Source organism: Streptomyces sp. NPDC052910 (genome assembly GCF_055585605.1).
On record NZ_JBVJJR010000005.1, the window covers coordinates 553624 to 574573 of the forward strand.

Consider the following 20950-nt stretch of genomic DNA (forward strand, 5'->3'; position numbering starts at 1 on the left):
GAGGCCGGGGGCTCCGGCGGGCGGGGGTCAGCCGCCGAGGTCCACCGGAAGCCCGGAGGTATCGAAGCTCAGGGGGCCGACGGACGACTCGACCGTGACCGTCTTGCCATAAGAAACGGTGTCCCGGCCCAGGTAGCCATCCGGGCCGGGGTTCCAGAAGGTGACGCAGTGCCCCTGGTACGGGTCGAAGACGAGGTAGTCGGCGATACCCGCCCTGGCGTAGGCACGGTCCTTGACCCGGTAGCCGTTGCGAACGCTGGACGGGGAGACGACGTCGACGGCCAGTTCGATCAGATCCGCAGGGTAGGAACCGAGGTTCCGCGTCTCCTCCACCGCAGGGATGACTGCCAGGTCCGGGCAGAACTCATCGTCCTCCGAGAAGACGAAGGCGACATCCTCGACGACTTCCCATTCCGCCGCCAATTGGGACTCCAGCATGGGACCAAGGCGACGCATGGTCTTGCCGTGGATCGGCTTGACCGGGCCCATCATGATGGCGCCCCCGACAATCTCAGCCTTGTAGCCCTCCGTCTGGCTCTCCAGCTTGGCGAGCTTCGAGTGCAGGCGGTCGAGCTCCGAGCTGGCCACGGCTGTCTCCCTTCCCTGCACCGATAGCAGGAGGAACCGTAACTACACCCCCAGCCCCCGCACCGCCAGGTCCAGCAGCGCGCACACGAACAGGGCAATCCCGATGAAGCCGTTGACCGTGAAGAAGGCGCGGTTCAGGCGGGACAGGTCGTGCGGGCGGACGATCGAGTGCTCGTAGAGGAACGCGGCGATCACGATCAGCAGGCCGGTCCAGAAGAAGGCGCCCGCGTGGGTGGCCACGCCGTACCAGGCCAGCAGGGCCGTGGTGATCACGTGGCAGGCGCGGGCGCCGTACAGCGCGGCCGGGATGCCGAAGCGGGCAGGGGTCGATTTCACGCCATGTGCGCGGTCGGCGGCGACGTCCTGGCAGGCGAAGATCAGGTCGAAACCGCCGATCCAGACGCCGACCGCGAGACCGAGTATCACCGCGTCCCACGACCACTCACCGGTCACCGCCAGCCAGGCGCCGACCGGGCCCATGGCCTGGGCGAGGCCGAGGATCGCGTGCGGGAAGTCGGTGAACCGTTTCCCGTACGGGTAGACCACCATCGGGATGACCGCGATCGGGGCCAGCGCCAGGCACAGCATGTTCAGCAGGCCCGCCGCGCCCAGGAAGACGGCCACGGCCACCAGCGCACCCGTCCACGCCGAGCGGACGGAGACCGCGCCGGTGACGAGTTCGCGGTTGGCGGTCCGCGGGTTCCGGGCGTCGATCTCGCGGTCGATGATCCGGTTGCAGGCCATCGCGAAGGTGCGCAGCCCGACCATCGCCACGGTGACGAGGAAGAGCTTCCACCAGTGGACGCGCCCGTCCTCCTGGAACATCGCCGTGAACGAGGCGATGTACGCGAAGGGCAGCGCGAACACCGAGTGCTCTATCAGCACCAGACGCAGGAACGCCTTGGTGCGCCCCGGCTGCGGGACGGCGGCGGCGGAGGCACTCACAGCCCGTACTCCTTCCAGCGCTTCGTCACCCGGGCGGCGGTCTCCGGGTCCGACTCCACCATCGACGGCCAGCCGCCGTCCCGCGTGTAGCCCTCCTCGGGCCACTTCGCGGTGGCGTCGATGCCCGCCTTGCCGCCCCAGAACTGCTGGTACGAGGCGTGGTCCAGGTGGTCGACCGGGCCCTCGACGACGGTGAGGTCGCGCGCGTAGTCGACGTTGCCGAACGCGCGCCAGGACACCTCGTGCAGGTCGTGGACGTCACAGTCCTTGTCCACGACCACGATCAGCTTGGTCAGCGACATCATGTGCGCGCCCCAGACGGCGTGCATGACCTTCTGCGCGTGCTTCGGGTACTTCTTGTCGATCGAGACGATCGCGCAGTTGTGGAACCCGCCGGACTCCGGCAGGTGGTAGTCGACGATGTCCGGGATGATGATCTTGAGCAGGGGCAGGAAGAAACGCTCCGTCGCCCGCCCCAGCGGCCCGTCCTCCGTCGGCGGCCGGCCGACGACGATCGACTGGAGCAGCGGGCGCCGCCGCATGGTGACGCAGTCGATGGTCAGCGCGGGGAACGGCTCCTGCGGCGTGTAGAAGCCGGTGTGATCGCCGAACGGCCCCTCCGGGAGCATCTTCCCCGGCTCCAGCCAGCCCTCCAGCACCACCTCGGCCGCGGCCGGCACCTGGAGCGGGACGGTCTTGCAGTCGACCATGTCGATCCGCTTGCCCTGCACGAAGCCCGCGAACAGGTACTCGTCGATGTCCGCCGGCAACGGCGCGGTCGACGCGTACGTCACGGCGGGCGGGCAGCCGAAGGCGATGGCCACCGGCAGCCGCTCGCCGCGCCGGGCGGCGACCTGGTAGTGGTTCCGGCTGTCCTTGTGGATCTGCCAGTGCATCCCGATGGTGCGCTTGTCGTGGCGCTGGAGGCGGTAGAGGCCGAGGTTGCGGACGCCGGTCTCGGGGTCCTTGGTGTGGGTGAGCCCCAGGTTGAAGAAGGAGCCGCCGTCCTCGGGCCAGGTGAACAGCGCGGGGAGCGCGTCCAGGTCGACGTCGTCCCCGGTGAGCACCACTTCCTGGACCGGCGCGTCACCGGGCTTCACCTTGCGCGGCGGCACGTGCGCCATCGCGCCCAGCTTGCCGAACGCCTCCCGGATCCCGACGAAGCCCTGCGGCAGCTCGGGCTTGAGCAGCCCGCCGATCTTCTCGCCGATCTCGTCGTAGGACTTCAGGCCGAGCGACTTCAGCAGCCGCCGGTCAGTGCCGAAGACGTTCATCGCCAGGGGCATCGCCGAGCCCTTGACGTTCTCGAAGAGGAGGGCCGGGCCGCCGGCCTTGTTCACCCGGTCGACGATCTCCCCGACTTCCAGATGGGGGTCGACTTCGGCCTTGACGCGCTTGAGGTCGCCATCGCGTTCAAGCGCTCTGAGGAACGAGCGGAGATCGTCATAAGCCATGCGTTCCAGTATCGAGCACGGACTACCCTGGGCTTGTCACGGGGCCGCGGGACGGCCCCACCGCCACGTCCCGGGGGGCCTTCGGCCAATGCTCAGGTATCTGCCGTTCCTGCTGGTCCTGGCGCTGTGGATCTACACGTTCATCGACTGTCTGAACACGCCGGAAGAAGAGGTCCGCAAGCTGCCGAAGACCGCATGGGTGATCATCATCCTGCTCTTCGGCGAGGTGCTGCTGGGACCGATCGCCTGGCTGGCCGTGGGCCGGCCACGCGCGACGGCGGGCCCGGCCGGCCGGCGCGGCGGCGCGGGCGCCGGCGGACGCTGGGTGGCGCCGGACGACAACCCCGAGTTCCTCCGGTCCCTGGACGAGGACCGCCGGCCGCGCGGGGAGGGCGACGAGCGGGGCTGAGCGGCGAGCGGGGCTGAGCGGCACGGCCACGCCGGGATGGCCGGCGGCAGGCGCGCGGCCGGGACGGCAGGCGGCAGGCACACTGCGGGGACGGCAGGCGCGTGGCCGGGACGGCAGACGGCAGGCACCAAGCGCAAGGCCGGGGCGGCAGGCCCAAGCACACGGTGGGGACGGCAGGCGGCAGGCGCGTGGCCGGGGCGGCCGGGCCTTGGCGTGCGGTCATGGCCGGCGCCCGGGCCGAGCCCGCGCCGATCGCCCGCCGCGGACCCTCCCGGTCCGCTCACCCGCCCGCTCACCCGCCCGTTCGCCGCCCGTTCGGCGGGCGCCGCGTCCGCCCATCGGCCCAGCCCCCGATCCCCCGATCGGGTAATACGATCACCATCCCACTCCCCCCGCCACCCTCAACTCCCTCTCCTTTACGCCCAATTGCCGAGCATTTCACCCGCACTCCCCTATCCCCCCGCACTCCCGGGCCGGGAGAGTCGCAGCGGCCACACTGTGGCCTGACGCGACCTCAGGGAGGGTGCAATGCCCGGGATCATGAGCAGACGAAGACTCCTCGGCTCGGCCGCCGCCGGAGCCGGCGCCGCCGCGCTCGCGCTGCTGCCGCCGAGCGTGCAGCGCGCGGTGGCGGCCGGCCCGGCCCGGCGCGGCTCGCTGGACGACGTCGAGCACGTGGTCATGCTGATGCAGGAGAATCGTTCCTTCGACCACTACTTCGGCACCCTCAAGGGCGTCCGCGGCTTCGCCGACCCCAAGGCCCTGCGGCTCTCCACCGGCCGCAGCGTCTTCCACCAGCCGGACGCCGAGAACCCCAAGGGCTACCTGCTCCCCTTCCGGCTCGACACTCACAAGACCAGCGCCCAGGCCATCCCGTCCACCAGTCACGCCTGGTCCGTGCAGCACGACGCGTGGAACGGCGGCAAGATGGACCGCTGGCTGCCCGCGCACCGCAAGGCGGACGGCAAGAACGGCCCCTACGTGATGGGGTATCACACCCGCGAGGACATCCCGTTCCAGTTCGCCCTCGCCGAGTCGTTCACCATCTGCGACAACTACTTCTGCTCGGTCCTCGGCCCCACCTGGCCCAACCGCCTCTACTGGATGACGGGCACCATCGACCCCGGCGGCACCAAGGGCGGCCCGGTCATCAGCAACACCATGCCGTCCCCCTACCGCTGGACCACCTACGCCGAGCGCCTCCAGGCGGCCGGCGTGAGCTGGCGGGTCTACCAGCAGCAGGACAACTACGGCTGCAACATGCTGGAGTGGTTCCAGCGGTTCCGTGACGCGAAGCCCGGCGACCCGCTGTACGAGCGCGGGATGCGCCGGCAGCCCGAGGGGACGTTCGAGGAGGACGCGCGCAACGACCGGCTGCCGGCCGTGTCGTGGATCATCCCCACCGGCCCCCAGTCCGAGCACCCTCGCTTCATGCCGGCCGCCGGCGCCGACTTCGTCGCGAAGAAGATCGAGGCGATCGCGGACAATCCCAAGGTCTGGGCGAAGACCGTCTTCATCCTCAACTACGACGAGAACGACGGCCTGTTCGACCACGTGCCGCCGCCGGTGCCACCGAAGGGCACGAAGGACGAGTTCGTCAAGGGACTGCCCATCGGGGGCGGCTTCCGCGTGCCCTGCCTGATCGTCTCGCCGTGGACGGTGGGCGGCTGGGCGGCGGGCGAGGCGTTCGACCACACCTCGGCGCTCCGCTTCCTGGAGCGCTTCACCGGCGTCCGGGAACCCAACATCAGCGCTTGGCGCCGGAGCACGTTCGGCGACCTGACCTCGGCGTTCGGCTTCGACTCCCCCGCCTCGCGGGCCCCCCGGCTGCCGAGGGACACGGCGAAGGAGCTGGAGAAGGCGGAGTGGGAGGTCGCCCACCTGCCGAAGCCGACCCTGCCCGGGGCGACGCAGCAGGTCCCGACGCAGGAGAAGGGGACGCGTCCGCGCCGGTGAGAACGGCGGAACGCGCGGGGGCCGCATGACGGGGTCGACCGTGGTGCCGCTCGACGGGCGGCGGCACCACGTCGTCACGCCACCGGACCTGGACGCACGCCCGCGTCCACGCCACGCCGCGCCGTGCCCGCTAGGGAAGCTCCCGCTTCCCCTTCTCGTACTCGCCCCGCAGCTCCCGCCACCGGTCGAGCCGCCAGGCCGACCAGTCCGCCGGGTGTCCGGCGAGCGCTTGCAGCAGGAACTCGAAGTGGTGGTGCCACCCGGCCAGACAGTCCAGCCGCATGTCGTCCGTGCCGGGCATCTCGTTGGTGAAGTGCAGCAGCGTCCCGCCGACGCTCGCCGGTGCCTTCTCCAGCTCGAACCGGATCCGCCCGTGGATCTCGACGGTGTACTCGGCGAGGCTCTCCGGCTCCCAGGCGGTCACCCGGCCGGGCGCGACGGTGGCGTTGCCCTCCTGGTCGGTGTTCTGCCACCGGAGGGTGATCGCCCCGCCCTCCCGCCGCTCGAACGGCTCGGCGGCGGCCAGCCAGGTCGGCAGCCCCTCCGGCGTCGCGACGGCCTCCCACACCCGCTCCCGGGGGTACGGGAGCGACAGCTCGTAGCAGAGGGTGTGCACGTCACCGTGGGTCTCCGAGGCCCCGTAGGGGGACGGTATCTCCATACCTCCAGCACACCACAGCCGTGCCCAACCCGCGCGTCAGTCGCGCGGCCAGGCAGAGGTGTCGATCACGATGCCGGAGCCGGGGAGGGCGAACTTCTCACCGAAGGTGTGGCTCGTCTCGTCGGTGTACACGCCGTCGCGCGGCGAGTGGAAGACGTGGGCGACGCCCGTCTTCGGGTCGGCGATGAGGTACGTCGGAATGCCGGCCGCGGCGTAGACCTTCAGCTTGGCGTCGTAGTCGTCGCGCCGACTGCCCTTGGAGACGACCTCGGCGACGAACTCGATGTCGCGGTAGTCGTGGAGCCCGTTGTCGTCCTCCTCAGCACCGTCCTTCACCAAGGCGATGTCGGGGGCGTAGCCGTTGAGGGTCCCCGGAAAGTCGATGCGGACGTCCCAAAGGACGTTGGCATCCACTCCGAGAGCGGCTTCCAAGGCCCGGTTCACCCCTCGGATGATCGCTGCGTGCACCTTGCGCTGCGGATTCAGCACGATCTCCCCCTCGATGATCTCCGCCCGATACCCCGCAGGCACATTCATGGCCTCGATGAGGGCGAACATCTCATCCAGCTCGGCTGAGTCCTCAACGGTCACCATCGGCACCTCCCCGTCTGCATCCGAAGTCTAGGAACGCACTCCTCCCTCACCCTCGCACATGGGCCCGCTCCCCCCGAAAGGAGGAACGGGCCCATGTGGGTGACGCGTGACCGGGGTGCCGGTCAGACGCCCGAGTACGAGTGCTTGCCGCCGAAGAGGAAGTTCACTCCGTAGTAGTTGAAGATGTAGCAGGCGAACGCGGCCAGGCCCAGGTAGGCGGCCTTGCGGCCCTTCCAGCCGGCCGTGGCGCGGGCGTGCAGGTAGGACGCGTAGGCGACCCAGGTGATGAAGGACCAGACCTCCTTGGGGTCCCAGCCCCAGTAGCGGCCCCAGGCGGCCTCGGCCCAGATCGCGCCCGCGATGATCGTGAACGTCCACAGCGGGAAGACGGTGGCGTTGATCCGGTAGCCGAACTTGTCGAGCGTCGCCGCGGACGGCATGCGGCTCAGCATGTTGTCCCAGGCCATGTGGAGGCGGACGCCCAGGCGGAGGCTCAGGCCGGCGTCCTTCGGCAGGCCCTTGAGCTTCTTCTCCAGGACGCCCGGGCCCGTCTTGCCCGCCGCCAGGCGGAGCTCGTAGCCGTCGCGGAAGCGGTAGAAGAGGGTGGAGACGGCGCCGACGTACAGCGAGGCACCGGAGATGATCGCGCAGGAGACGTGGATCCACAGCCAGGGCGAGCGCAGCGCGGGCACCAACTGGGCGCTGGAGGTGTAGAGCACGCTGATGGCCAGACCCAGGTCGAGCAGGATCGTGGTGACCAGCGGCAGGCCCAGCCAGCGGATGTTCTTCTTGGCGAGGAGCAGCCCCAGGTAGACGGCGACGGCGACCATGCCGAAGGTCGTGGAGAACTCGTACATGTTGCCCCACGGCGCCCGCCGCACCGACAGGGCGCGGGTGAGCACCCCGCCCGCGTGCAGCGCGAACGCGAGCACGGTCAGCGAGATCGCGATGCGGCCGTACAGGTCGCCCTTCTCGCTGGTGCCTGCCGCGCCCGGGCCGTCGGGCACGTCGTCGCGGGTGCCGGGGGCCGACCGGGTGACGACCTTGGGCCGCTCCAGCACCGCCGTGCCGCCCGCCTTGCGGACGGTCACCGCGACGGCCGGACGGGCCTCGGCCGTGATCGCGGCGGCGGTACGGCCGACGGCGCTGCGGCTGCCGAAGACCCACTCGGTGATGTGGGCGAGGAAGGCGAGGGTGTAGACGGCCATCGCCGAGTAGATCAGCACATTGCTGGTATGGGCCATGTTCTCGTTGGCCGCGGCAGCGATGTTCACGCGCGCGCTCCTTCGGAGGAATCGCTGGGTTCAGCGGATCGGGTGGGGTCTTCGGCGGCCGTGTCGGCGTTCGCTCCGGCGGGCTTCTCCACGGCCCTGTCCCGGGCTGACGCCACCGCCTTGTCGCCGACCTCTCCATCGGCTGTCGCGCCGATCTCTCCGTCGGCCTGTGCGTCGGTCTTTCCGTCGGTCTTTCCGTCGGTCTTCTCTGAAGCGGTCTTGTCGGAGGCGGTCTTCTCCGCAGCGGCCTTCTCGGACGCGGCCTTGTCACCGGCGCCCGCCTCACCCTCGGCGGGCTCCGACCCGCCGACGGGCTCCGACTCGCCGGCGGACTCCTCCGCCACCGGCGGCGCCTCGCCCTGCAACGCGACCGCCAGTTCGTACAGCTCCTCCGGCACCTTGGCCGACTCGCTGCGGCCGAGGCCGGCCAGCTCCACGACAGTACGCCCGTCCGCCCCGCGCACGGCCCGCACCCACACCCGGCGGCGCTGGATGAACAGCGACCCGGCCACGCCGACGATCGCCGCGACGGCCCCGGCCAGCGCCGGCATGTCGCCGGGCTTGTGCGAGATCTGGAAGGTCGCCCAGGTGCTGATGCCGTCGAACTTCAGCGAGCCCGCGCCGTCGGGCAGCGTCATGGTGTCGCCGGGCTTGAGCGCCCGCGCGAAGTTCCGGCCGCCCTTCTCCTTGAACTGCTTCATGTTCCGCGTGTCGAGCTTGTAGACGCTCTGCGGCAGGCCCGAGTTGATACCCAGGTCACCGCGGTAGGCCGTCAGGACGAGGACCGGGTTGTCCAGCGCGGGGAACACGGACGCCATGCTGCCCGTGCGCAGGTCGAGCGTGGGGACGAAGTTGCCCCGGAAGCCGATCTGGTTCTTCTCACCGTTCTTGTCCCAGTAGTCGGGGACCTTGATGACGGTGGTCTCGGTGATGTTGTTGTCCAGCGGCAGCGAGGCCACCGCGCCGTGGTAGACCACGGTGCCCTGGCCGTCGCGGACGGTGACCTTGGGCGCGTAGCCGTGGCCTTGCAGGTACACCTTGGAACCGCCGACCTCCAGCGGTTCGTTCACCTTGATCGTGGTGTCGCGCGGCTCGCCGTCCGCGCCCTCCCAGTACCTGATGTGCGCCCGGTAGTCGCGGGGGGTGCCCTTCTGCGGGCCGGTGCGCTCGTAGGTGCCGGTGAAGCCCTTGAGCTCGAAGCCGAAGGCGGGCAGGTCGTCGGTCCGGAACAGCGCGCCGGACTTGAAGTCGTCGTACTGCGTGAGCGTGTTGGAGAACTTGTCACCCTCGACGACGAGCTTGCCGCCCTCGTACTTCCAGAGCTGCGCGGACGCGAACGCCACCAGCATCACGATCAGCGAGACGTGGAAGAGGAGGTTGCCCGCCTCGCGCAGGTAGCCCTTCTCGGAGGCCACCGAGTCGTCGAAGGCGACCGTGCGGAAGCGCTTGCGGCGCAGCGCTCGCCGGGCCGCCGCCAGCACCTCGTCCGGGTCGGCCTCGGTGCGCCAGGTGGCGTAGGCGGGCAGCCGGGTGAGGTGGCGCGGCGCCTTCGGCGGCCGGCCGCGCAACTGGCCGACGAACTGCCAGGTGCGCGGGACGATGCAGCCGATCAGCGAGACGAACAGCAGGATGTAGATCGCGGAGAACCACACCGAGCTGTAGACGTTGAACAACTGGAGCTTCTCGTAGAGCGGCGTCAGCGTCTTGTGGGCCTGCTTCCAGGTGTCGGTCTTCACCGAGTCGACACTGGTCTGCGGGATCAGCGAGCCGGGGATGGTCGCGAGGGAGAGCAGGAGCAGCAGGAGCAGCGCGACCCGCATGGAGGTCAGTTGCCGCCAGAACCAGCGCAGCCAGCCGATGATCTCCCGCCCGGTCCAGGCGAGCGCGCCGAGCACACCCGGCCGCCGGGATCCGCCGAACGAGCCGGGCACGGCCTGGCCCCGGTCCTCGGCCGGGGCCGTGGTCAGCCGGGCGCCCGCGGCGTCGTCCTCCTGCGCCTCGGTGGTGGGCGTGCTATCGGTCTTGGCCATGGTTCAGATCCCGGGTTGGTACTTGTTCGACCACGTCTGCAGGTCCTGGATGAGGTAGTCCCACACTCCCGTCACCAGGAGGACGCCGACCAGGACGAGCATGCCGCCGCCGATCCGCATGACCCATGCGTAGTGCTTCTTGATCCAGCCGAAGGCGCCGAGCGCCCGTCGGAAGGCGAGGGCGGTGAGTATGAACGGCAGGCCGAGCCCGACGCAGTAGGCGACGGTCAGCAGGGTGCCCCGGCCGGGGCTGGCCTCCTTGAACGCCAGGCTCTGGACGGCGGCCAGCGTGGGGCCGATGCAGGGGGTCCAGCCGACGCCGAATCCGATGCCCAGCAGCGGCGCCCCCAGCAGGCCCATCGTGGGCTTCATGTGGAAGCGGAACTCACGCTGACCGAATCGGTTCAGCAGGCCTGTGAAGAGCAGCCCGAGGACGATCATGACGACGCCCAGGACCTTCGAGATCGTGTCCTCGTACTCCTTCAGGGTGTTGCCGAAGAAGCCGAAGGCCGCCCCCATGGAGACGAGGACGGCGCTGAAGCCCAGGACGAAGAGCGAGGAGCCGGCCAGCATCCGGCCCCGGCGCGTCTCCGCGAGGTCCGCGCCGCCGACACCCGTGACATACGACAGGTAGCCCGGCACCAGCGGCAGCACGCAGGGCGAGAAGAACGACACCAGGCCGCCGAGCAGCGCCACGGGCAGGGCCAGCAGCAGCGCTCCGGAGAGGACGGTGTGGTTGACGTCGCCGGGGGCGGCGAGAACGAGGGAGGCGGCGCTCACGGCGTCACTTCTCCGCGACCATCTGGTCGAGCGTGTCGCGCAGTTCGGTCTCGGTCAGCGGCTTGATCGCGCGACCGGCGATCTTCCCGTTCCGGTCGATGAAGACGGTGGAGGGGATGGCCTGGGGGTTGAGGTTGCCCTTGGGGAAGCGCAGGATCAGCTTCCCGCCCGAGTCGTGGATGCTCGGGTACGGGACGTCGAAGGTCCTCTCGAAGGCGCGGGCGTTGGCCGGGTCGACGTCGCGGACGTTGAGGCCCACGAACTCGACACCCTTGCCCTTGTAGTCCCGGGCGGCCTTGACCAGATTCTTCGCCTCGGCCCGGCAGGGAGCGCACCACGAGCCCCAGACGTTAAAGACAATGATCTTGCCCTTGAACTTCTCGGAGGCGTTGAGCTCCTCGTTCTGCAGGGTCTTGCCCGACAGCTCCGGCGCGTCCTTCCGGGCGTCCTTGTCCTTGACGACGTCGACGCCGCCCGCGCCCTGGACGAACTGCGTCTCACCGCCCCCGCCGGACACCCCCCCGGACCCGCAGGCGCTCAGCGCCAGCGCCGCGAGGACGGCGCCGGCGGCCGAGACGGCGGTACGACGGCGGAACGGACGGAACCGGATGCGTCGATCGGCGCGGCAGGCACTCATGTGAAAAGTTTCGCATGGCGATTTACGGGATCTTCCGCGCCCCCCTTGCCCCACCCGGCCCAGGCGTCCGGCCCCTCCGGCCCTGGCGCCCGCCGGCCCGTGCCGCGCACGAACGGGCGGCGATCCGGATCCGGGAAAAGCAGCTCGAAAGAGTGACCAGGAAAGGGGCCAACCATGACGGAAGGCCCCAAACTCCCCGCGTGTCCCCGGCGTCCTCAGGCCCCGAACGCCTTGCCGCCGCCCTTGACCGGCTTGGCGCCCGCCCGCAGATGGGCCGGGACCAGGTCGCGGGCCGGCTCGCTGTAGCCCACCGAAACGATTTTGTCGCCGCGGTAGGTGAACGTCGTCAGGCTGGCCAGCGTGCACTGCCGCTTGCGCGGGTCGTGCCACAGCCGGCGCCGCTCCACGAAGCTGCGCACGATCCAGATCGGCAACTGGTGGCTGACGCACACCGCCTCGTGCCCCCGGGCCGCGTCCCGCGCCGCGTTCAGCGCGCCCATCATCCGCACCACCTGGTCCACGTAGGGCTCGCCCCACGACGGACGGAACGGGTTGGTCAGGTGCTTCCAGTTGCCCGGCTTGCGCAGCGCGCCGTCGCCGACGCCGAAGGTCTTGCCCTCGAAGACGTTCTCGGCCTCGATCAGCCGCCCGTCCGTCGCCAGGTCCAGGCCGTGCGCCTTGGCGATCGGCGTCGCCGTCTCCTGCGCCCGCTCCAGCGGCGAGGCCACCACGTACGTGACGTCCCGGTCCGCCAGGTGCTCGGCCACCCGGTCCGCCATCCGCCGGCCCAGGTCCGACAGGTGATAGCCCGGTCTGCGGCCGTACAGCACGCCGTCCGGGTTGTGCACCTCGCCGTGCCGCATCAGGTGCACGACGGTGATGTCGTTGCCGGCCTCGCTCACTTCTGCTCCTCCGTCGCCTCGGCCGCCGCCCGCGCCGCCGCGGGCAGGGCCGCCGCGATCCGCTCGATCGCGGCACTGTCGTGGGCCGTCGACACGAACCAGGACTCGAACGCCGACGGCGGCAGGTAGACGCCCTGCGCCAGCATCGAGTGAAAGAAGGCGGTGTAGCGGAACGCCTGCTGCCGCTTGGCCAGCTCGTAGTCCGTGACCTCCCGGTCCGTGAAGAAGACCGAGAACATGTTGCCCGCCGTCTGCAGCCGGTGCGCGACCCCCTCCTTCGTCAGCGCCGCCGTCACCAGCCCGCTCACCTCGGCCGAGACCGCGTCCACCCGCTCGTACGCCGCGTCGTCCAGCAGCCGCAACTGCGCCAGGCCCGCCGCCGTCGCCACCGGGTTCCCGGACAGGGTGCCCGCCTGGTAGACCGGGCCGGCCGGCGCCAGGTGCGCCATCACGTCGGCCCGGCCGCCGAAGGCCGCCGCCGGGAAGCCGCCGCCCATGACCTTGCCGAAGGTCATCAGGTCCGGCTTGACGCCGTCGATCCCGTACCAGCCGGCCTTCGAGACCCGGAAGCCGGTCATGACCTCGTCGGAGATGAACAGGGCACCGTTCTTGGCGCACGCCTGCTTCAGGCCCTCGTTGAAGCCCGGCCGCGGCGGTACCACGCCCATGTTGCCCGGCGACGCCTCGGTGATCACACAGGCGATCTCGCCGGGGTGGGCGTGGAACGCCTCGTGCACGGCCTCCAGGTCGTTGTACGGCAGCACGATCGTGTCGCCCGCCTGGGCACCCGTGACGCCCGGCGTGTCCGGCAGGCCGAACGTCGCCACACCCGAGCCGGCCGCGGCCAGCAGGGCGTCCACATGGCCGTGGTAGCAGCCCGCGAACTTGATGACCTTGGCCCGGCCGGTGAACCCGCGCGCCAGCCGGATCGCCGACATCGTCGCCTCGGTCCCGGACGACACCAGGCGCACCTGCTCCACCGGCTCCACCCGCGCCACGATCTCCTCGGCGAGGGCCACCTCGCCCTCGCCGGGCGTGCCGAACGACGTACCGCGGGCCACCGCGGCCTGCACCGGCGCGATCACCTCGGGATGCGCGTGGCCGAGAATCATCGGCCCCCACGAGCAGACCAGATCCACGTACTCCCGGCCGTCCGCGTCGGTGAGGTACGGACCGGTCGCGGACACCATGAACCGGGGCGTACCACCCACGGCACGGAACGCGCGCACCGGAGAGTTCACGCCACCGGGCGTCACGACCGCCGCGCGCTCGAAGAGCGTCTGGGACACTGGGGCTTCATATGAATAAGGCACTCTGTTCCTGCCTGCGACAGACGTAGGGAGGGACGGCGACGGCCGCCGCACGCCCCGGCTTGTGGGCCCTGCTGGGGTTCACTCGGGTTCGCTGGGTTTTCTCCCGCTTCCGACCGGGTGTCAGCCCCCGCGCATCTGGGACACTGGGGCCGGAGAGGGGTAGCTCACGCTAGCCATGGTCTCAGAGCCCCGTGGGCACGTGTGTCCGGGCGTTTCGCACGCTCTCGACGGGGGAGCGTGTCTGAGACGATGATCGGGTTGCGCGGCGGGGGCTGTGCTGCGTAAAAAAGCGATCGGGTGGAGATATGCATCGCGGTGGCGGACTGGGTGAGGGCACCGACGACCTGGGGCCCGAGCGAGCCCGGCCGCCCCGCAGGGGCCGGCACCGGCGGGACGACCGCTTCAGGGCCGGCGGGCCGGACGGCATCGGCGCGCCCGGCGGAACGGGCGGAGCCGGCGGGACCGACGACAACGACGGGGTCGACGGAGGACACAGCGCGATCAGGAGCGGCCGAGTGGGGGTGACCTACAAGTACTTCGGCGCACCCAACGGGGCCACCGCCGCGCGTGTGCCCATTTCCATGCGCCCCGAGGAGCTCGGCGGTGACGAGCTGGGCATGGGCGGCATGTTCACCCGGATCAAGCCGGAGACCGTCGCCGCCATGGTGCTCACCGGCATCCAGGGCATACCCCTGCACAAGGTCCCCCCGCTGGAACTGGTCGTGCTCCACCCCGACTACGCGGTCGTCAAGCTGCCCATGACGGTCGTCGACCCGCTGCGCGGCATCGGCGAGGAATCCGTGGGCGCCGCCGCCTTCATCTGGTCCACCGTCCCCGACCGGGGCGGCCCCCGCGACGCCTTCACCGTCTACCGGCTGCTCCACGAGTGGCAGGACTTCTCACACCGCCTCCACGAGGCCGGCCACCAGCCGTACTGCCTGGTCTGGCCCTGACGGCCCCGGGCGTCTCCGCGCCCGGCCCCTCCGGCCGGACCCGCGTCACGGCTCCCGTGACGGCCTCCGCCCCGGCCCGCGCGGCACCCGCAGGAGGCCCGCGCCGCGGTGCGCGTCACGGCCCGCGCCGCCGCCTTGAAACGGAACCACCCCCTCCTCCGGCCCCCCGCGATCATCACCGGCCCACCGTCATATCCTCGGCACCACTGCGCCCGTCCCTCACGCACGCCACCGCCCGAGGAGGCCCCATGACCACCCCCACCGCCGTGATCACCGGAGCGAGCAGCGGGATCGGCGCCGCCACGGCCCGCGCCCTGGCCGCCGCCGGCTACCGCGTCGTCCTCACCGCCCGCCGCAAGGACCGCATCGACGCCCTCGCCGCCGAGCTGACCGAGGCCGGCCACCAGGCCGTCTCCTACCAGCTCGACGTGACCGACCGGGACGCGGTCACCGTCTTCTCCGTCTTCCTCGACGACTTCGCCCCGGTCGAGGTCCTGGTCAACAACGCGGGCGGCGCCATCGGCACCGAGACCGTGGCCACCGCCGACCCCGCCGACTGGCGCACCATGTACGAGGTCAACGTCCTCGGCACGCTCCAGACCACCCAGGCCCTGCTGCCCCTGTGGAAGAACTCCCCCGGCACGGTCGTCGTCGTCTCCTCCACCGCCGGCCTCGCCACCTACGAGGGCGGCGGCGGCTACGTCGCCGCCAAGCACGGCGCCCACGTCATCGCCGAGACGCTCCGCCTGGAGCTCAACGGCCTGCCCGTCCGCGTCATCGAGATCGCCCCCGGCATGGTCCGCACCGAGGAGTTCGCCCTCAACCGCTACCGGGGCGACGAGGGCAAGGCGGACGCCGTCTACGACGGCGTCAGCGAACCGTTGACAGCCGAGGACGTGGCGGAGACGATCACCTGGGCGGTCACCCGGCCGCACCACGTGAACGTCGACCTGCTCGTGCTGCGCCCCCGCGCCCAGGCGTCCAACTACAAGGTGCACCGCGAGCCCCAGGAGAACTGACCATGCGCGTCACCGGCTTCGACCACCTCGTCCTCAACGTCACCGACGTCGAGCGCTCCCTGGCCTTCTACACCGGCCCGCTCGGTCTGGAGCCGGTCCGCGTGGACGAGTGGCGCGCCGGAGAGGTCCCCTTCCCGTCCGTGCGCGTCTCCTCCGGCACCATCATCGACCTGTTCCAGCGCGACCGCGGCGAGACCAACGTCGACCACTTCTGCCTGGTCGTCGAGCCCCTCGACTGGCAGCAGGTCATCGACGCCGGCACCTTCGACGTCGTCAGCGGCCCCTCGAACAACTTCGGCGCCCGCGGCCAGGCGGAGTCCCTCTACGTCCGCGACCCGGACGGCAACACGGTGGAACTCCGCTGGTACCCGCAGGACGCCGCCTGACGGATCCGGGTACGCACCCCCCGGCCCCGGCCCGCGCGCGGCGCGGCCGGGGGTCAGCCCTTGACGCAGACGATCTGCTTGAGCTTGGCCACCACCTCGACGAGGTCCCGCTGCTGGTCCATGACCTGCTCGATCGGCTTGTAGGCCGCCGGGATCTCGTCCACCACACCACGGTCCTTGCGGCACTCCACGCCCCGGGTCTGCTCCGCCAGATCCCGCTCGGTGAACCGCTTTTTCGCCTGGTTGCGGCTCATCCGGCGGCCGGCGCCGTGGGAGGCCGAGTTGAAGGAGGCCGCGTTGCCCAGGCCGCGCACGATGTACGAGCCCGTGCCCATCGAGCCGGGGATGATGCCGTACTCGCCGCCGCCCGCGCGGATCGCGCCCTTGCGGGTGACGAGCAGGTCCATGCCCTCGTAGGTCTCCTCCGCCACGTAGTTGTGGTGGCAGGAGATGACCGGCTCGAAGGCGACCTTGGCCTTCTTGAACTCCTTGCGGACGACGTCCTGGAGGAGGCCCATCATGATCTCGCGGTTGTGGCGCGCGTACTCCTGGGCCCAGAAGAGGTCGTTCCGGTAGGCCGCCATCTGGGGGGTGTCCGCGACGAAGACCGCGAGGTCGCGATCGACCAGGCCCTGGTTGTGCGGCAGCTTCCGGGCCTCGCCGATGTGGTACTCGGCGAGCTCCTTGCCGATGTTCCGGGAGCCGGAGTGGAGCATCAGCCAGACGGAACCGCTCTCGTCCAGACAGACTTCGACAAAGTGGTTTCCTCCGCCGAGCGAACCCATCTGCTTCAACGCCCGGTCCCGACGGAATTTGACCGCCTCCGCGATCCCGTCGAACCGCCGCCAGAAGTCCTCCCACGGCGCCGTCGGGAAGCCGTGCAGCCGCCGCGGGTCCACCGCCTCGTCGTGCATCGCGAAGCCCACCGGAATCGCCCGTTCGATGCGGGAGCGCAGGTGGGAGAGGTCGCCGGGGAGGTCGTTCGCCGTCAGGGACGTCTTCACGGCGGACATGCCGCAGCCGATGTCCACGCCCACGGCGGCCGGGCAGACGGCGCCGCGCATGGCGATCACGGAGCCGACGGTCGCGCCCTTGCCGTAGTGGACGTCCGGCATCACGGCCAGGCCCTCGATCCACGGCAGGGTGGCGACGTTCCGGAGCTGCTGCATGGCGCCGTCCTCGACCGTGGCCGGGTCCGCCCACATGCGGATCGGCACCCGGGCGCCGGGCAGCTCGGTGTACGGCATGTTTTCCTCATTCCCCCATGAACGGTAGATAACGCAAAAGCCGGATGAATCCGTGGATTCGCGACAGCGGACCAGCGGTGCGGCGGCGCGTGCGGTAGACATTGTGTCCAGCGGCCACCCAGCCGCGACAACCGGTTTTCGGCCCCCGCGCGGGCCGGGAGCGCGTGGACGAGCGGGCGAAGGGAGCCACGGACAGTGCAGCGAAAGGCGCACCGGCTGGTAGCTGCACCGGTGGCCGGGCTGGCCGCCGCCGTGCTCGCGGCCGGGCTGACCGGATGCAGCGGCGGCTCGGGCGGCATGGGCGGGGACGACGATCCCAAGCCCGGACCGGGCGAGTCCGCGGCGCCCGCGGGCGAACCGGGCAAGTACCACAGCCTCCCCGAGCCGTGCGGCTATGTGAGCCGTGACACGCTCCGTCGGATGCTGCCCGGCGGCGGCGAGGACGGCGACCAGGACGCCGAGAAGCTCTACCGGGGGCAGCCCACCCTCACCTACGACGCGGACCGCCGCGTCGGCTGCCGGTGGAACCAGGAGACCCCGGACGGCACCCGCCGGCTGTCGGTCGACTTCGAGCGGGTGGTGTCGTACCAGGCCGGGGTCAGCGACGAGGAACGGGCACGGCAGTTGTACGACAAGCTGGCCGACGCCGCGCACATCCCCGCGGCGTCCTCGGGCGCCACCCCGTCGGCCCCCTCGAAGGCACCGGTCACACCGTCCGGCAAGGCCACCCCGAAGACCGACAAGGACGCCAAGGCCAAGGGCGCGAAGAACCAGCCGAAGACCACCGACGCCTCCTCCCGCCCCGCCGCCACGACCACGCCCACGGCCCCGCCGGCCGGCGACGAGCCGGAGCTGGGGTCGAGGGCGCTGGACGACGTGGGCGACGACGCGTTCGTCAGCGACCGGCTGACGGCCGGCGGCGCCGACGTGCACCGGGACGTGACGGTGGTCTTCCGCGCCGCGAACATCCTGGTGACGATCGTCTACCACCAGCAGCCCACCGACCGGACCCGCGTCCCGGGCAGCCAGGATCTCCAGGGCAAGGCACACGGCCTGGCCCGTGAGATCGAGGCCGGGCACTTCAGCAACTAGCCCGGCGAGTACCCCTCCATTTCGGCCGCCGCCGCGGCCGGGCCGCGTACCGTGCCAGTAGCCCTGTCCGGCCCCGTACCGATTGAGCGAAGGACCCATGCACCGATCGACAGCCCCGCGACTCGCCCGACTCCTCGCCTGCGCCGCAGTACCGGTGATGCTCGTCGCCGGCTGCTCGGACTCGGACGGCGGTGAGAAGAAGAGCTCCGCCACCCCCTCGGCCTCCGCCCCGGCCAAGCCCAGCGCCACGCCGACGGTCAGCGCCGGGAAGTACGCCAAGATCCCCGACCTGTGCAAGGCCCTGTCGGCCAAGACGGTCGAGAAGCTGGTGCCGAAGGCGAAGAACAAGTCGGGCGAGCTGCTGACCGGCAGTTGCTTCTGGAACGGCCTGGACAGCGAGGACACCGAAGACCAGCAGTTCCGGTCGGTGAACCTGCACATCATGGCCCTGAGCGGTGACCCGAACCTGGGCTCCGCGGACAAGCGGGCCCAGGCCTACGCGGACCAGCAGGTCAAGAAGGCCGCCACCGAGGACGACCCGAAGGACGTCAAGACCACCAAGACCGACGGCATCGGCGACTGGGCGACGACGGTCACCACCAAGACCAAGAAGACCGTCGACTTCTCCAACGTCACGGTGGTCACCCGGACGGCCAACGTGGTCGTCGCGCTGAAGTACAGCGGCGCCGGTTACGAGGGCGCGAAGGCCCCCGACGCGGCCGACCTGACGAAGGACGCGCAGGCCGCCGCGAAGGAGGCGGTGGCCTCGGTGGCCGCCGCCAACAAGAAGTAGCGGGACGACGGCGAAGGGCCCGCCTCCCCGAGGGGAGGCGGGCCCTTCCGTGTGCGCGGGTCAGACGGCCAGCAGCTTGCGCACCCGGTCCGCGCCCACGGCGAGGAGCAGGGTGGGCAGTCGCGGCCCGGTGTCCCGGCCGACGAGCAACTGGTAGAGCAGCGCGAAGAAGGAGCGCTGGGCGACCTTCAGCTCGGGGGTCGGCTTGGCGTCCGGCTCCAGGCCCGCCTGGATCTTCGGCACGCCGTAGACCAGGGTGGTGAGCCCGTCGAGCGACCAGTGCTCGTCCAGCCCGGCGAGGAGCAGCCGCAGCGACTCGCGGCCCTGCTCGTCGAGGGCGGCGAGGGTCTCGGTGTCGGGCTCGTCGCGCACGACGGTCCGCTGGTCGGCCGGGACCTGGGTGTTGATCCAGTACTCGGCGCGGTCCAGCCGGGGCCGGGTCTCGTCGAGCGAGGTGACCGGGTTCTCCGGGTCGAGGTCGCTGAGGATGCGCAGCGTCTGCTCGTCGTGGCCGGCGGTGATGTCGACGACCGAGGCGAGCGTGCGGTACGGCAGCGGGCGCGGGGTGCGCGGCAGCTCACCGGCGGCGGTGCGGGCGGCGCGGCTGTACGCGGCGGCGTCGGCGGGCAGCACGGAGCCGTCGGCGACCTTGGCCTCCAGCTTGTCCCACTCGTCGTAGAGCCGCTGGATCTCCTGGTCGAAGGCGATCTTGAAGGACTGGTTGGGCTTGCGGCGGGCGTAGAGCCAGCGCAGCAGCGGCGCCTCCATGATCTTCAGCGCGTCGCCCGGGGTCGGGACCCCGCCCTTCGACGACGACATCTTGGCCATGCCGCTGATGCCGACGAAGGCGTACATCGGGCCGATCGGCTGCTCGCCGCCGAAGACCTTGCGGACGATCTGGCCGCCGACGACGAAGGAGGAGCCGGGCGAGGAGTGGTCGACGCCGGAGGGCTCGAAGATCACGCCCTCGAACGCCCAGCGCATCGGCCAGTCGACCTTCCAGACCAGCTTGCCGCGGTTGAACTCGCCGAGCAGGACGGTCTCCGAGTGGCCGCAGACGCAGGTGTAGGCGAGCTCGGTGGTCTCGTCGTCGTACGCGGTGACGGTGGTGAGGTCGCGCTCGCAGGCGCCGCAGTACGGCTTGTACGGGAAGTAGCCCGCGCCGCCGCCGCTGCCGTCGTCCTCGCTCGCCGCGCCGGAGCCCTCGGCGGCCTCCAGCTCGGCCTCCTCGACCTTCTTCTGCTGCTGCTTCGGCTTGCCGGTCGCCTTGTCCTTCGTCCGGTACTGGTCGAGGATCGCGTCGATGTCGGCGCGGTGCTTCATCGCGTGCAGGATCTGCTCGCGGTAGACACCGGAGGTGTACTGCTCGGTCTGGCTGATCGGGTCGTACTCGACGCCCAGCTCGGCCAGGGCCTCGACCATGGCGGCCTTGAAGTGCTCGGCCCAGTTCGGGTACGCCGAGCCGGCGGGGGCCGGGACCGAGGTCAGCGGCTTGCCGATGTGCTCGGCCCAGGACTCGTCGATGCCGGGGACACCGGCCGGGACCTTGCGGTAACGGTCGTAGTCGTCCCAGGACAGGACGTGGCGGACCTCGTGGCCGCGGCGGCGGATCTCGTCGGCGACCAGGTGCGGGGTCATGACCTCGCGCAGGTTGCCCAGGTGGATCGGGCCGGAGGGGCTGAGGCCGGACGCGACGACGATCGGTTTGCCGGGCGCGCGGCGCTCGCCCTCGGCGATGACCTCGTCGGCGAAACGGGAGACCCAGTCGGCCTCGGTGCTCTGAGCCTGAGCCACGGCACTTCCTTCCTTACGGTCTGGCATGACCATTGTCCCAGACGGCGCCGGGGGTCCGCCGGTTGCCCGGGGAGACGGGAAAAAGCACGCGGGGCCTGTGATATCGGCATGGGATACTCGGTG

The 20950-nt window shown here is 70.8% G+C and carries 20 protein-coding genes; 7 read left to right on the top strand and 13 right to left on the bottom strand.

The genetic code is table 11. The annotated features are described in order from the left end of the window. Window positions 1-27: 27 nt before the first annotated feature. Genes ACZ6X9_RS21650 through ACZ6X9_RS21660 form a run of 3 tightly spaced genes read right to left on the bottom strand, consistent with a single transcriptional unit; the run spans window position 28 to window position 2987 of the window. Window positions 28-588, bottom strand: a complete 561-nt coding sequence (locus tag ACZ6X9_RS21650) for a Uma2 family endonuclease (protein ID WP_469779586.1) — start codon at window positions 586-588, stop codon at window positions 28-30. 42 nt (window positions 589-630) lie between these two features. Further along, window positions 631-1533: a menaquinone biosynthesis prenyltransferase MqnP gene (mqnP, locus tag ACZ6X9_RS21655; protein ID WP_469779587.1), complete on the bottom strand. Its 903-nt coding sequence runs from the start codon at window positions 1531-1533 to the stop codon at window positions 631-633. Continuing rightward, on the bottom strand, window positions 1530-2987 hold the full coding sequence (locus ACZ6X9_RS21660; RefSeq protein WP_004943649.1) for a menaquinone biosynthesis decarboxylase: 1458 nt from the start codon (window positions 2985-2987) through the stop codon (window positions 1530-1532). The genes mqnP and ACZ6X9_RS21660 overlap by 4 nt, the downstream gene beginning before the upstream one ends. 88 nt (window positions 2988-3075) lie before the next feature. Here ACZ6X9_RS21660 and ACZ6X9_RS21665 point away from each other — a divergent pair, with 88 nt between their 5' ends. Both ACZ6X9_RS21665 and ACZ6X9_RS21670 read left to right on the top strand, forming a co-directional pair. Continuing rightward, window positions 3076-3396, top strand: coding sequence for a PLD nuclease N-terminal domain-containing protein (locus ACZ6X9_RS21665; protein WP_469779588.1), 321 nt, complete (start codon window positions 3076-3078; stop codon window positions 3394-3396). Window positions 3397-3936: 540 nt separating this feature from the next. Then, window positions 3937-5352, top strand: coding sequence for a phosphocholine-specific phospholipase C (locus ACZ6X9_RS21670; protein ID WP_469779589.1), 1416 nt, complete (start codon window positions 3937-3939; stop codon window positions 5350-5352). Between the two features lie 130 nt (window positions 5353-5482). On the opposite strand, the gene ACZ6X9_RS21675 is transcribed toward ACZ6X9_RS21670, so the two are convergent. From ACZ6X9_RS21675 to hemL, 8 genes are all read right to left on the bottom strand, one after another. Then, window positions 5483-6013, bottom strand: a complete 531-nt coding sequence (locus tag ACZ6X9_RS21675) for an SRPBCC domain-containing protein (protein WP_469779590.1) — start codon at window positions 6011-6013, stop codon at window positions 5483-5485. 36 nt (window positions 6014-6049) lie between these two features. Then, complete coding sequence (locus ACZ6X9_RS21680) at window positions 6050-6607, bottom strand: Uma2 family endonuclease (protein WP_469779591.1); 558 nt, start codon at window positions 6605-6607, stop codon at window positions 6050-6052. Window positions 6608-6729: 122 nt separating this feature from the next. Continuing rightward, window positions 6730-7881, bottom strand: a complete 1152-nt coding sequence (ccsB, locus tag ACZ6X9_RS21685) for a c-type cytochrome biogenesis protein CcsB (protein ID WP_469779592.1) — start codon at window positions 7879-7881, stop codon at window positions 6730-6732. Then, window positions 7878-9911 (bottom strand): cytochrome c biogenesis protein ResB, encoded by a 2034-nt coding sequence (gene resB / locus ACZ6X9_RS21690; RefSeq protein WP_469779593.1) that lies wholly within the window; start codon window positions 9909-9911, stop codon window positions 7878-7880. The genes ccsB and resB overlap by 4 nt, the downstream gene beginning before the upstream one ends. A gap of 3 nt (window positions 9912-9914) precedes the next feature. Then, the gene (locus ACZ6X9_RS21695; protein WP_469779594.1) at window positions 9915-10691 is read right to left on the bottom strand and encodes a cytochrome c biogenesis CcdA family protein; all 777 of its coding nucleotides are present in this window, start codon (window positions 10689-10691) and stop codon (window positions 9915-9917) included. A 4-nt stretch (window positions 10692-10695) separates the two neighbouring features. After that, on the bottom strand, window positions 10696-11328 hold the full coding sequence (locus tag ACZ6X9_RS21700; RefSeq protein ID WP_469779595.1) for a TlpA family protein disulfide reductase: 633 nt from the start codon (window positions 11326-11328) through the stop codon (window positions 10696-10698). A 215-nt stretch (window positions 11329-11543) separates the two neighbouring features. Further along, entirely contained in the window at window positions 11544-12191 is a 648-nt protein-coding gene (locus tag ACZ6X9_RS21705; RefSeq protein ID WP_469779648.1) for a histidine phosphatase family protein, read from the bottom strand. A 35-nt stretch (window positions 12192-12226) separates the two neighbouring features. After that, window positions 12227-13543 carry a glutamate-1-semialdehyde 2,1-aminomutase gene (gene hemL, locus ACZ6X9_RS21710; protein ID WP_469779596.1) on the bottom strand — a complete coding sequence of 439 codons (1317 nt, stop codon included), beginning with the start codon at window positions 13541-13543 and terminating at the stop codon, window positions 12227-12229. 305 nt (window positions 13544-13848) lie between these two features. Here hemL and ACZ6X9_RS21715 point away from each other — a divergent pair, with 305 nt between their 5' ends. From ACZ6X9_RS21715 to ACZ6X9_RS21725, 3 genes are all read left to right on the top strand, one after another. After that, window positions 13849-14496 (top strand): hypothetical protein, encoded by a 648-nt coding sequence (locus ACZ6X9_RS21715; RefSeq protein ID WP_469779597.1) that lies wholly within the window; start codon window positions 13849-13851, stop codon window positions 14494-14496. A gap of 248 nt (window positions 14497-14744) precedes the next feature. After that, window positions 14745-15515: an SDR family oxidoreductase gene (locus ACZ6X9_RS21720; protein WP_469779598.1), complete on the top strand. Its 771-nt coding sequence runs from the start codon at window positions 14745-14747 to the stop codon at window positions 15513-15515. 2 nt (window positions 15516-15517) lie between these two features. Next, the gene (locus ACZ6X9_RS21725) at window positions 15518-15901 is read left to right on the top strand and encodes a VOC family protein (protein ID WP_469779599.1); all 384 of its coding nucleotides are present in this window, start codon (window positions 15518-15520) and stop codon (window positions 15899-15901) included. 53 nt (window positions 15902-15954) lie between these two features. Here the strand turns inward: ACZ6X9_RS21725 and ACZ6X9_RS21730 are convergent, their stop codons facing one another. Continuing rightward, on the bottom strand, window positions 15955-17148 hold the full coding sequence (locus ACZ6X9_RS21730) for an RtcB family protein (RefSeq protein ID WP_469779600.1): 1194 nt from the start codon (window positions 17146-17148) through the stop codon (window positions 15955-15957). Window positions 17149-17343: 195 nt separating this feature from the next. Here ACZ6X9_RS21730 and ACZ6X9_RS21735 point away from each other — a divergent pair, with 195 nt between their 5' ends. Continuing rightward, complete coding sequence (locus ACZ6X9_RS21735) at window positions 17344-18240, top strand: hypothetical protein (protein WP_469779601.1); 897 nt, start codon at window positions 17344-17346, stop codon at window positions 18238-18240. 97 nt (window positions 18241-18337) lie between these two features. Beyond that, window positions 18338-19033 carry a DUF3558 domain-containing protein gene (locus tag ACZ6X9_RS21740; RefSeq protein ID WP_469779602.1) on the top strand — a complete coding sequence of 232 codons (696 nt, stop codon included), beginning with the start codon at window positions 18338-18340 and terminating at the stop codon, window positions 19031-19033. Between the two features lie 60 nt (window positions 19034-19093). Here the strand turns inward: ACZ6X9_RS21740 and lysS are convergent, their stop codons facing one another. Next, on the bottom strand, window positions 19094-20854 hold the full coding sequence (gene lysS / locus ACZ6X9_RS21745) for a lysine--tRNA ligase (protein ID WP_469779603.1): 1761 nt from the start codon (window positions 20852-20854) through the stop codon (window positions 19094-19096). Window positions 20855-20950: the final 96 nt, after the last annotated feature.